This is a genomic window from Novipirellula caenicola (assembly GCF_039545035.1).
In the GTDB taxonomy this organism is placed as follows: Bacteria; Planctomycetota; Planctomycetia; order Pirellulales; family Pirellulaceae; genus Novipirellula; species Novipirellula caenicola.
This window is the reverse complement of the sequence record NZ_BAABRO010000004.1, coordinates 343,221-355,039: the sequence shown is the minus strand read 5'-3', so window position 1 is coordinate 355,039 and position 11,819 is coordinate 343,221. Positions and strand designations below refer to the sequence as shown.

Genomic DNA, 11,819 nt, shown 5'->3' with positions numbered 1-11,819 from the left:
ACCGTTTTTCCTCGATGTTTTTTCTAACTTCATGATTTGTGTTAGCCTCGGTCGTGCCCGCCACAAGCGGATGATTGCTGAACATCAGTTTCTCGTCGAACAAGGCGCTGAATTAGTCGAGCTGCGGCTGGATTTCATCGGGCGTGCGGTCAACTTGAAGCGTTTGATTGATGAACGCCCCGGTCCTGTGGTGATCACATGTCGTCGCCGCGAGGACGGTGGACGTTGGATGCGTAGCGAGCAGGAACGATTAATGGTGCTCCGAAGTGCCATTGCTGCGGGGGTCGAATACGTCGATATCGAGGCTGACATTGCTTCGCAAATCCCTCGCTACGGCGATACAAAACGGATCATCAGCTACCACGATTTTGCTGAAACCCCCGACGATCTCGAAAGTCTCGCTGCCGCGATGGCGGACGAGGACGCTGATATCGTCAAAATTGCCTCGATGGCCACCAGCTTCTCGGACAACATCCGTATGCTGAATATGGTCAAAAACGCCAAACGTCCGACAATCGGAATTTGCATGGGCGAAATCGGGATGGTGACCCGAATTCTAGGCGAACGCGTTGGGTCGCCGTTCACCTATGCCACCTACAGCGCGGACAAGAAGTTGGCGCCGGGACAGCTCAATTGGAAAGAAATGAACACGCTGTACCGCTACAAAGAGATCAACGAAGAGACCGAGTTGTTCGGGGTCGTCGCCGATCCGGTGGCCCACAGCTACAGTCCGCTGATTCACAACACCGCGTTTTACGACCAGGGGCTCAATGCACGCTATTTGCCGTTCCGTGTGCCGGCCGACGATCTGCACATTTTTCTTCAGAATGCGCGTAATCTCGGGGTCAGCGGAATTAGCGTCACCATCCCTCACAAGGAGCGGACGCTCGAATACTGCACGCAAGCTGAAGCGAGTGCGAATGGAATCGGAGCGGTCAATACCGTGATTTTCCAGGGCAAAGACAATCTCGGCTACAACACCGATTACCGGGCGGCGATGGATTGCATCGAGCAGGTGCTGACGCTGAGAAAGGATGTCGACAAACCGATGCAGGGGATGTCCGTCATGATTCTGGGCGCCGGCGGGGTGTCGCGAGCCATCGCGTGGGGATTGCGACAACGGGGAGCCGAAATCACGATCGCTTCGCGAACCTTCGAGCGATCCAACCTGTTGGCCACCGAAATCGGCTGCCGTGTGGTCGAATGGGAAGACCGGCATTCACAAAAGGTCAACCTGTTGGTCAATGGAACGCCGATTGGAATGCATCCCGATGTCGATAGCAGTCCCTACAACGCGTCGGCACTGAATCAATTCATGGTCGTCTTTGATACGGTCTACAATCCCGAAAGCACGCTGTTGATCAAGCATGCGAAAAAGCACGGCTGCCGCATCATCACCGGGGTCGATATGTTTGTTCGCCAAGCAGCGTACCAGTACAAATTGTTTACCGGACGTGATGCTCCTTCGCAGTTGATGCGAGATACCATCAAACAGGCGACCAACCCCGTTCAATTAAATTAGGCATTCGCGGCATTAGGAGTGATCGTGACGCAGGATTCTTCGCAAAATACCCCTTCATCGTCGGAGAACCCCGACAACGAGCCCCCTTCGCTGTTGGCGGGGGTGACGATTCGCAAAGCGATGCCAAGCGACGCCGAAGCGATTCACGCGCTGCTTCGGCCGTACGTGGCCCAGCGTTTATTGTTGGCCCGTACCGAAGCCGAAGTGATCGAGTTGACTCGGCATGGATTTATGGCGGTGCGGACCGATGACGGCAAAGAAAAATGCCTCGGCTTTGCCGCCGTGGAAATCTACAGTGCCAAGCTGGCCGAACTGCTCAGTTTGGCGGTGCACCACGAGTACCGAAACATCGGGGTTGGCCGAATGTTAGTCGATCACTGTGTCCAACGCGCCCGCGAGCTCGGGGTGATGGAGGTGATGGCTATCAGTTCCTCCGAAGAATTCTTCAAAAACTGCGGCTTCGATTACTCGCTGCCCGACCAGAAAAAAGCGTTCTTCTGCCAATTGCGTCCGCGCCACCCACACTAAACGGGTGGTTTTTATAGCGGAGCGGCGTGAGCCGTCCGGTAATTTTCGAACGTTCTACTCGTCGCAACCGGGCTGCAATTGAGCACTAAATAATCGAGCACTAGATGCCAACGGAGGTCTTCGCATCAGGCTCGGCGATCGGCACCGCTGGAGTGGGTTGGCCGGATTTCGCTCCACTGGGAGCTGCATCGGGTTTGGGCTTGGGGGGAGGCAACATTTCGGTCGATTCGAGCGTGTTGTCGGCTGGCTTGCGAGGCTCCGCGGCGGCCTCGGGCTGGCGTGAGGGCTCGTTTGCACTCGCACTCGCACCCGCAGTGGCCACGTGAAATTCCAATTGGCGACGCGTCTCGTTGAACCCAGGCAATGCGGTCAACCAGCGAAGTTCGGGGTTAAACGTCACGCCCTGGTAGTTGCGAAGCCGCGACTCGGCCATTTCATTGGACCATTCGCCAGAATCAATCTGGCGAACAATCGCTGCGGGCCCCAGGTAGTCGATCCAAATATCGCTGTCACCCCCTCGTCGGGCCAGACTGGCTTGCAATTGCATCGCAGCGCGACGAAGCAAATCATCCGATGCGGTCCCGGCTGCGGCACGTTCCGCTGGGCTGAAGGTTTGGGGGCCGGGCGCAGTTGGGCTCAAATCGGCTGGGTTCCGCGATGGCGATGTTGCCGAAACCGGGCCGTCACCGAGCAGTGGCGATGGCGTTGCCGAAGCGATGATTGAACTTCCATAGCGATCCGAGGATGGACCGGCGATCGGATTATTTTGGATCGGGGCCGTTGGTAGCGGAGTGCCGTAGACCGAGCTGTCACCATAGACCGAACTGCCACCGACCATTGGCGGTGTGCTTGGATAGCTTGGAGCCGAATAGACGCGTGGGGGATAGCTCGGCACGCTGTAATCGTAGGGCGAAGCGGGCGGGTAGGCATAACTGGGGTAGATCGGCGCGGGATAGCGGCTGTAGTAGCGCGAACCCGAATAGATACCGGTGTTGACGGAGGTCAGCGGCGCGCGAACGCGGGTGCCTCCCCCCCATGGAGCAACGTCGACCGAGACAAACGGGACTCGGACACGGACGCCACCACCAAAGCTGCGACCAATTTGGATCAATTGGGCTTCGGCCGATTGCTCAGTAACGAGCGCGAACATCAATGCAGCGGCGATCATCGCGGCGCAGCGGGGCGAGCAAAGTCGTTTGGGAAGGCCAAGTCGCTTTGGCAGGCAGCCAGGGTTTGAAGCCATCATCGTATTTATCTCACATTTGGGGGAATTTCAGGGTCGGTCGCCATTCGAGATCACTCCCCTCCGTGGAGATATAGGTAATCTAGCGAAAAAACGCAGAGGGGCTAGTTGCTATTCTATACAGCGGAACAGCTGTTCACGTTTCGCATAAAACCGTGGATCCTGTGGTCTGTCCGCGGGGGTAGGACGCGTGCGAAGTAAAGTTAAGAGGGCATTTTTCGTTCCAAGCTAAATTTCCTGTGTTTCAAACGCCGAGTAGCTATTGACAGGTTTCGTGCAAAACGGATACTTGCTCGTTCGTTATGAATTAAGGCCCGACGGAAAAGATCCACAATTACTTTCTATGCCAACCATCAATCAACTCGTCCGCAAGCGACGTAAGCTGAAGAAAAGCCAAAGCAAGTCGCCTGTGCTCGAAAAGTGCCCACAAAAGCAGGGCGTTTGTTTGCAGGTCCGTACGATGACCCCTAAGAAGCCGAACTCGGCTCTTCGGAAGATCACTCGTGTGCGTTTGAGCAACGGCAAAGAAGTCACCGTCTATATTCCTGGTGAAGGTCACAACCTTCAAGAACACTCGATCGTCTTGGTACGTGGTGGACGTGTTCGTGACTTGCCGGGTGTTCGTTACCAAGTGGTCCGCGGATCGCGTGACGCATTGGGCGTTGATGGCCGCAAGCAATCTCGAAGCCGTTACGGTGCGAAGAAATAGTTTGCGGATCTGAATCTGCAACCCCCTCTCGCTTCGAGCATTTTACCGTTTAGATCCATTTCACGGATTTGCCAGCCGATCGTTGTTGTCGGCCGCGATTCCCAACCGACTTACCGAAACCAAACATGGGACGTATCACAGCTAGCCGCACCTCGCTTAAAGGTGACCCGAAGCACGGATCGATGCTTGCGGGCAAGTTCATCAATTGCTTGATGCTTGATGGTAAAAAGACCACAGCACAGCGAGTTTTCTATGACGCACTCGAAGAAGTAGGCAAGCGTAACACGGACGCCGAGCCCATCGAAATCTTCGAAACCGCTTTGGAAAACATCAAACCCTACATCGAAGTTCGCAGCAAGCGAGTCGGTGGGGCGAGTTACCAGGTGCCGATGCAAGTGAACCGTAGCCGTCAACAAAGTTTGGCGATTCGTTGGTTGCTAGCTGCGGTTCGCGACAAGAAAGGTCGCCCAATGCACTTGAAACTTGCTGACGAAGTTTTGGCGGCGTACAAGAAAGAAGGCGTTGCTTACACCAAGCGTGAAAACACGCACCGCATGGCGGACGCGAACAAGGCATTTGCCCACTTCGCTTGGTAGTGCATTCGCACCACGAAATTCATGGACCGCGATCCGGTGTGCCTTACACCGTGTCGCGGTTTTTCATGCGCTAGTGTAGGCTTTGCAAAATCAAAATAGACGGACCTGACGCATCGGCGAACCTCGATTCTATGAACACGTCGAGCTCGAACCGGTTTCCCTTCTTCCTAGCAACACCCCACGAGACTGATGGCTCTCGACATATCCAAAATTCGCAACATCGGCATCATCGCGCATATTGATGCGGGCAAAACGACCGTGACCGAACGCATGCTGTATCTCAGCGGCGCGAAGCATCGAGTCGGCCGGGTTGATCATGGAACCACCGACACCGATGACGATCCCGAAGAACAAGAACGTGGGATCACGATTTTCAGTGCGTGTGTGAAATACAACTGGAATCAGTATTCCATCAACTTGCTCGACACCCCCGGGCACGTCGACTTTACCGCCGAAGTCGAACGCTGTCTGCGTGTTCTCGACGGTGCGGTCACCGTGTTCTCGGCACGCGAAGGGGTCGAAGCGCAAAGCGAAACCGTGTGGCGACAAGCCGATAAATACGGCGTCCCGCGAATTGTCTTTATCAACAAGATGGATCGCGAAGGAGCCAATTTTGAAGCGGTCTACAATGACATTGGTCCGCGACTTGGCGGTCGTCCGGTGGCCGTCGAGTTGCCCGTTGGCCAAGGCCCACCGCACACCAGCGATCCGTTCCGTGGCGTGATTGATTTGGTCGATCTGAAGCTGCTCGAATTCGATCCTGAAACCGAAGGCAAAACGGTCAAAGAGACCGACATTCCCGAAGAACTGCTCGACGAAGCGATGCTGTGGCGGGAACAGATGCTCGAAGTTGTTTATGAACTAAACGACGAAGCGATGATGTTGGCGATGGACGAGAAACCCGTGCCACGCGATATGATCGTAGCGACGCTCCGCCAAGGTTGTATCGATCGAGCGATCCAGCCGGTGTTCTGTGGCTCGGCACTGCACGGCATTGGCGTTCAGCCGCTGATGACCGGCGTCGGCAACTACCTGCCCAGCCCACTGGATCGGCCCCCCGTCGAAGGCGTCGATCCCAAGAAGCCCGACAAAGTCCTGTTGCGAAAACCGGATGTGAAGGAGCCGTTTTGTGGGTTGGTGTTCAAGATTTTGCCTGCCAAAACAGGTGACAACTACTGGATCCGCGTCTACAGCGGCGAATTGAAACAGAACTCACGCGTGCAGTGCCCCAATCGGGACAAGAAAGAAAACATTGCTCAGCTATGGCAGATTCACGCAAGCAAGAAGGAGCGTGATGGGCAAATCGATTCGGTGGGCGCCGGCGATATCTGCTGTGTGATCGGGCCTCGGTTTGCCATCACGGGCGATACGGTTTGTGACACGAAAGAAACGATCGAATTGCCGAGCATCAAGTTTGCGGAATCGGTTTTGTCGATGGCGATCGAGCCCGAAAACACAGGCGACCGCAAAAAGTTAGAAGAAACGCTCGACATGCTCCGCCGCCAAGACCCCACGTTCCATGCGGTGGAAAACGAAGAGCTTGGGCAAACGCTGATCAGCGGAATGGGCGAATTGCATCTGGAAGTGATCCAGCATCGTTTGACGCGTGATTTTGGCTTGAACGTCAAATTCTATAAGCCTCGAGTGAATTATCGCGAGACAATCAGCAGCGAATCGGATGTGGTGGGGCAATGCAATCGCCAAATGGGGGCGTCGCACATGTTCGCACGATTGAAGGTCCGCGTCTCGGCGTTAGAGGATAGTTCGGCGCCGGTATTGGTGTTCGATCGATTGCCGCCGGAATGTCCGCTGCAAGGCAACGTTCGCGCTGCGGCCATCGAAGAACTGCGTCAACGTGCCGAGGGCGGCGGTTTGATCGCTGGATTCCCATTGTCAGGCGTCAAAATCGAAGCTTATGACGCCGAGGTCCACGAAGAGGGCAGCGATGAGGTCGCGTTCCGCATCGCAGCGGGGGATGCATTCGACAAAGGCCTGCAGGCTGCAGGTCCCGTGCTGCTTGAACCCGTGATGCGAATCGAAGTCACGACCCCTGAGGATTACATGGGTGAAATCGTCGGCGATTTGCTGCAGCGACGAGCGATCATTGCGTCGACCGAAACACGCGGCGCGATGACCGTGATCACGGCTCACGCGCCGCTCAAGGAACTGTTCGGTTACTCCAGCGCGGTGCGAAGTCTCAGCCAAGGACGTGCTGGCAGCAGTATGGAGCCGTTTAGCTATCAGCCGGCTCCCAAGGAAGACGCCGAGAGTTTCCAATACTAAACCATCGCGACTCTCTAACGAAGATCGACCGCTACGATGACGACACAGACGCTTGCGTTTAACGACGGATGTCTCGATCTGATTGATCAGACTCGACTTCCGTCCGAGTTGGTGACGCTGCGATGCGAGAACGTCGACCAGACGTTTGATGCGATCCAGCGATTGGTCGTTCGCGGAGCTCCCGCGATTGGGATTGCCGCTGCTTATGGGGTCTGTTTGGCGCGTCGAGCCGACGGGACGCGTTCGCGGCAAAGCTACTTTGATGCGATCGAGCATCTTGCCAAAAGCCGTCCTACTGCGGTCAATTTGTTTTGGGCTCTTGATCGTATGAAAGCAATTGTCGATTCGGTTGATGACGATGACACGCTGTCTGATCGCTTGCTGCGTGAAGCCACCGCGATTCATGACGAAGATCGTCAAATGTGCCGTGATATCGGGCGTCACGGTGCCGAATTGCTTGGCGATTGCCACCGTGTGCTAACGCACTGTAACGCCGGAGGTTTGGCGACGTCGATGTGGGGGACGGCGCTCGCCCCGATTTACCATCTGCATGACGCCGGGCACACCATCGAGGTGTTTGCCGACGAAACACGGCCGCTGCTGCAAGGGGCTCGCTTGACCGCATGGGAATTGTCTCAAGCGGGGGTGCCAGTCACGGTGTTGACCGATTCGATGTCGGGAAGCCTGCTACGGTCAGGTCAGATCGACGCGGTGATCGTTGGCGCCGACCGCATTGCTGCCAACGGCGACGCAGCAAACAAGATCGGGACTTACCCCTTAGCCGTACTCGCTCGCTATCACCGCGTTCCGTTTTATGTCGCCGCCCCGTCCAGCACGTTTGATCCGGCACTTGCTAGCGGCGATCTGATCCCGATCGAGCAACGCGGCCGGGATGAGGTCGCCAACCCTCACGGCGTCAAACTCGTCCCCGACGCCGCCAACGTGATCAACCCTGCCTTTGACGTCACGCCAGCCGACTTGATCACCGCGATCATCACCGAGCGGGGAACTGTGATGGAACCTAGCCGCGAAAAACTCGCGAATCTTCTTGGGTGGTGACATCCACCATGCGAATTCGCCCTCAATCCATTAGCGGTGGGCGGAGACCCATGAACTCTTTTTGAACTTTCTTCGAAAAGAATTTGGTGCGTTGACCTGACTTGTCAACGTGCTCGCTGATACTACTTCTGTCGAGCCAAAGATGAGATTTGCAGCGTCTCAATTCGAGACATGAGGATCATTTCGGTATCGACGGATGAGATTTTGAGGTCAATCCGCAGCCATAATGATAATTTTCAAACCAGCGCGCCAACGCACCAAAATAACTTAATCGACTGCGGTTTTCCGCAATTCATTGAGTTTTATTAAAGTTTGGCAACGCTAGAGAAACTATCTGATTAATGGAGGCGATTTTGGCACAAAAAATGTGTGTATCAATCGCGTTCACGAAGTTCAACCTACCAATCAGGGAAGAATAAAATGCTAGTTTTAAGCCGCAAAGAAGGTGAGCAACTCCTAATCGGTGACAACATCGTTTTGACGATCAACCGAATCTCTGCGAATCGAGTGGCCATCGGAATCGACGCCCCACGTGAAGTACGGATCGTTCGTGGTGAGTTGGACCGCAAAGAAGTGGCGCCACGTGGTAGCGCTCCGATGACCGTTATCATGGAAGAGCAAAATGTCTCGGTCGCTGGCAAACCCGATTGCTAGCGTGCGGTGGCGTCGGTGATGCGACGTCGCTGGCACACTTTCAATGATGAATTGCTCATTGTTGAAGTTGCAGTTCGCGTGAAAGCGAGCCGAGACTCACTTTGTTTCTGGCAAGTGAGTACGCCGATTTTGACGAGACGGGGCATCCAGTTCCGAAGGGGCGTCCAATTCAAACGAGTTGCGAATTGGTTTTCATGTGGGATGAACGGGCCGAATCACGGCCCATCATTCCCCTCACTGCTGAGGGCAATCGAATGCCCACCAGCAGGAAATCTTGCTCTTTCTGCCGACGCCCACGCTGAGATTGCAAGCCGGCAAGATCGTAAGCCCCAAATCGAAAACCAGCTAGGCTCGAGAACCAGCTAGGTTTGGAATCGATCGAGGCTTGGGACGTATCGAGAATCGCGTCGAAGCTGGAGACGAAATTTTTCGTGCTCCCGTTGCCAGCAGCGAATTACGCAGCGCGTCGCGAAGCGGTAAACGAACGATTGGGAAGCGGCAGGACCGCTTCACATTCATCAATCGATTTCACTTCGTCGATATGCACGCGTCGTTTCATCTCGGCCATTGCCGAACCACCGGTCATCATCCCGATCGATTCAAGCAGACGTGAAGGTCGGCCAAGATTCGCTAGCATTCCACGCATTCCGTCGCGGAACCCGCTGCGATCCTTGCACGCGGTTTGGCGAATCGCCCACAAACGCTTGCCACGTCGCAGCGATGCGTCGTTCCATGCGGTGTGGTCATGCTCAGCAATCAAGTTACATTGTTCTGCGGTCACGCATCGCCAACCGGCCTGGGATAACGCCAAGCCGCTGGTGTAAGAAAATTCCAGCAAATTGCTGCCGCGATAGCAATGACAAACGTTTCGCAGTGATTCGCGTCGCCAGAACGAGGCTTCGACAAAGACGCCATCGGTCTTCGCGATCTCGTGTCGGCTCAATTTCGTTTGCGATGCCCCAGCGGGCTGGCAAAGACGGGTTGCACTGTCGAACCAACCGGCTCCGACAATCCGTCCTGTTTGTTCGTGTCGAACCACCGCCGCGATTGCTGCGACATCGTGATGTTCGAATTTTTCCAGGGCGGCATCAACCCATCCTTCTGTTGCCTTAAAGCCGCCACTTAAGACATGGACAAATCGCCCGCGGGCTTCCGAAGCGCTTGCGGAGATCAGTTCAATCAGATCAGCCGAGTCAGCGGACACAAAGCGAACTTCGTCACCCAATTCGAACGGGTCTTCGTAAGTCCCGTCGTGAGCAACAATCACTTCACAGCCGCTGGGCTGATGTTCTAAAACACTGATCAAACTGGTTTCGAAAGACTGAAGGTCTTCCGTCACCGGGACCACAATCGTAAGCCGCGGGATCGGAGAAATATTTGGCACCGAACCACCTCAAGAAAGAATGCTGGCATGCACGCCGGCTTTCAAGACAATACGACGACCGACTCGCCGTCCTAGCTAGTTTTCGGTAGAACCAGCGTCAGAAGATGAGATCTTCGGCTGAACAGACCAAGAAAGATGCAAAGCAAGCATCGTCCGACTCTGCACTGATTCACCAATCGACAAACCCAACCTAATCCACGAACTCAAGCACCCTTATGCATACGCGATTGCTACCCCCCGATGGCTCGAAGGTTTCTGAGATTGGCTTTGGTGCTTGGGCGATTGGGGGAGAGTGGGGACCACAAAACGATGAGGACTCTTTGCAAACGTTGCATGCTGCGATCGATCGCGGAGTCAACTTCATCGATACGGCGGCTGGCTATGGTGACGGCCACAGTGAGATGCTGATCGCCAAGGTGCTTCGGGATCGCAGCGAACAGATTTTTGTTGCGACCAAAACGCCACCCGCAGCGGGGCCCTGGCCGCCAAGTCCTTATTGCCGTTGGCAAGACCGCTACTCGGCAGCCTATTTACGAGACAATCTGCACCAGCGTTTGACGAACCTCGGGGTCGAGCGAATCGATCTGCTGCAGCTGCATACCTGGACGCGCGGCTGGAACGACGATCCTCAACCGTTGTTGGTGCTGCGTCAATTGCGAGACGAGGGCAAGATCAATCTGATCGGCGTCAGCACTCCCGAACACGACCAGGATTGTGTCGTGCAGTTAATGCGAAATGGATTGGTCGACGTCGTTCAGGTGATTTTCAATCTGTTTAACCAGGACGCTGCCGCTCAGATCTTGCCCGTCGCTGCCGAAACCGGCACTGGCGTGATCGTCCGAGTCGCCTTGGACGAAGGGTCGCTGTCGGGCAAATACGCGGGCGATCATGTTTTCGGCGAAGACGATTTTCGCAGTCGATATTTCGCCGGCGACCGGATGCAGCGAACTGCGGATCGCGTCGCAGAGATTCGCGCGGATATGGACGCGTTGGGGTTGTCCGACGATTACTCGATGGCCGATGTGGCACTGAAATTTGTGCTCGCGCGACCCGAGGTGAGCACGGTGGTGGCAGGCATGCGAACGGTCAAGCAGGTCCATCAGAACACGCGAACGAGCCAGCTGCGTGATTTGCCAGACGAGGCGATCACGCGTCTGCGGCGACACAATTGGCGTCGCGGCATTTGGTACGCAGGAAAGTAATCGCAGGAAAGTAACCGTAGAGCGAGAGGCGACGCTTCTCAAACCGTGCCGGCAAACGGGGTTTCGACGCCATGATCCTGCTGTAATTGAAACAGGCAGTCGTCGGCGATTCGCAACCGCCGGCTGACTTCGCGTCCCAGGTTCATCATGATCATTGCATATTGTTCAACGTCCATTCGATACAGCGATTGCAGCACGGTGCGTGGGATCTCAATCGTTTCGCAATTGCATTCCGCTTGCGCCGCAGCGGACCGTGGCTGAAAATCGATTAACGACATTTCACCAAAGCAATCGCCGCTCGCGAGTCGCCCCAGCATGATCGGTTCGTGTTTCCAATTTCGCTGGATCACAACGGTGCCGGCTTCGATCACGTACAGTGATTCACCTGGATCGCCTTCGTGAAAGAAATAGTCGCCTGCTGCCAACACCAATCGATGAGATTCGCCCAGAATCAAATCCAACGACTCATTTTTCAATCCTCCAAACACGGCCATCTGGCGAAGCATTTTTGCTTGATGTTCATTCATCGAGTTTGCTCGAGAAAAGAGAGTCGGATCCGATCGACCGTGCGGAGCGGAAGATGTACTTCGATTGTAGCACTTTCGTCGCCGCGACAAGTAAAATGTTGGCTTTGCGGTC

Annotated in this window: 11 protein-coding genes; 8 read left to right on the top strand and 3 right to left on the bottom strand. The window is 55.3% G+C overall.

The features are described 5' to 3' along the window. Positions 1–31 precede the first annotated feature (31 nt). Complete coding sequence (gene aroE / locus ABEA92_RS10975; protein WP_345683868.1) at positions 32–1,522, top strand: shikimate dehydrogenase; 1,491 nt, start codon at positions 32–34, stop codon at positions 1,520–1,522. 18 nt (positions 1,523–1,540) lie between these two features. After that, positions 1,541–2,050, top strand: coding sequence for a GNAT family N-acetyltransferase (locus tag ABEA92_RS10970; protein ID WP_345683867.1), 510 nt, complete (start codon positions 1,541–1,543; stop codon positions 2,048–2,050). A gap of 100 nt (positions 2,051–2,150) precedes the next feature. On the opposite strand, the gene ABEA92_RS10965 is transcribed toward ABEA92_RS10970, so the two are convergent. Next, complete coding sequence (locus tag ABEA92_RS10965; RefSeq protein ID WP_345683866.1) at positions 2,151–3,296, bottom strand: hypothetical protein; 1,146 nt, start codon at positions 3,294–3,296, stop codon at positions 2,151–2,153. A 340-nt stretch (positions 3,297–3,636) separates the two neighbouring features. Between ABEA92_RS10965 and rpsL the strand changes: the two genes are divergently transcribed. The 5 genes from rpsL (at position 3,637) to ABEA92_RS10940 (ending at position 8,594) form a co-directional block, all read left to right on the top strand. Further along, complete coding sequence (gene rpsL, locus ABEA92_RS10960) at positions 3,637–4,002, top strand: 30S ribosomal protein S12 (protein ID WP_008708955.1); 366 nt, start codon at positions 3,637–3,639, stop codon at positions 4,000–4,002. Positions 4,003–4,127: 125 nt separating this feature from the next. Further along, positions 4,128–4,598, top strand: coding sequence for a 30S ribosomal protein S7 (gene rpsG, locus ABEA92_RS10955; RefSeq protein ID WP_339936314.1), 471 nt, complete (start codon positions 4,128–4,130; stop codon positions 4,596–4,598). Positions 4,599–4,787: 189 nt separating this feature from the next. Then, a complete protein-coding gene (fusA, locus tag ABEA92_RS10950; RefSeq protein WP_345683865.1) occupies positions 4,788–6,881 on the top strand; it encodes an elongation factor G in 2,094 nt (697 codons plus the stop codon). Positions 6,882–6,917: 36 nt separating this feature from the next. Then, positions 6,918–7,940 carry an S-methyl-5-thioribose-1-phosphate isomerase gene (mtnA, locus tag ABEA92_RS10945; protein WP_345683864.1) on the top strand — a complete coding sequence of 341 codons (1,023 nt, stop codon included), beginning with the start codon at positions 6,918–6,920 and terminating at the stop codon, positions 7,938–7,940. A gap of 420 nt (positions 7,941–8,360) precedes the next feature. Then, positions 8,361–8,594, top strand: coding sequence for a carbon storage regulator (locus tag ABEA92_RS10940; RefSeq protein ID WP_345683863.1), 234 nt, complete (start codon positions 8,361–8,363; stop codon positions 8,592–8,594). A 454-nt stretch (positions 8,595–9,048) separates the two neighbouring features. On the opposite strand, the gene ABEA92_RS10935 is transcribed toward ABEA92_RS10940, so the two are convergent. Next, positions 9,049–9,978 carry a glycosyltransferase family 2 protein gene (locus tag ABEA92_RS10935; protein ID WP_345683862.1) on the bottom strand — a complete coding sequence of 310 codons (930 nt, stop codon included), beginning with the start codon at positions 9,976–9,978 and terminating at the stop codon, positions 9,049–9,051. A 215-nt stretch (positions 9,979–10,193) separates the two neighbouring features. Here ABEA92_RS10935 and ABEA92_RS10930 point away from each other — a divergent pair, with 215 nt between their 5' ends. Next, positions 10,194–11,180, top strand: coding sequence for an aldo/keto reductase (locus ABEA92_RS10930; RefSeq protein WP_345683861.1), 987 nt, complete (start codon positions 10,194–10,196; stop codon positions 11,178–11,180). Between the two features lie 38 nt (positions 11,181–11,218). Here the strand turns inward: ABEA92_RS10930 and ABEA92_RS10925 are convergent, their stop codons facing one another. Beyond that, complete coding sequence (locus ABEA92_RS10925; protein WP_345683860.1) at positions 11,219–11,707, bottom strand: Crp/Fnr family transcriptional regulator; 489 nt, start codon at positions 11,705–11,707, stop codon at positions 11,219–11,221. Positions 11,708–11,819 lie beyond the last annotated feature (112 nt).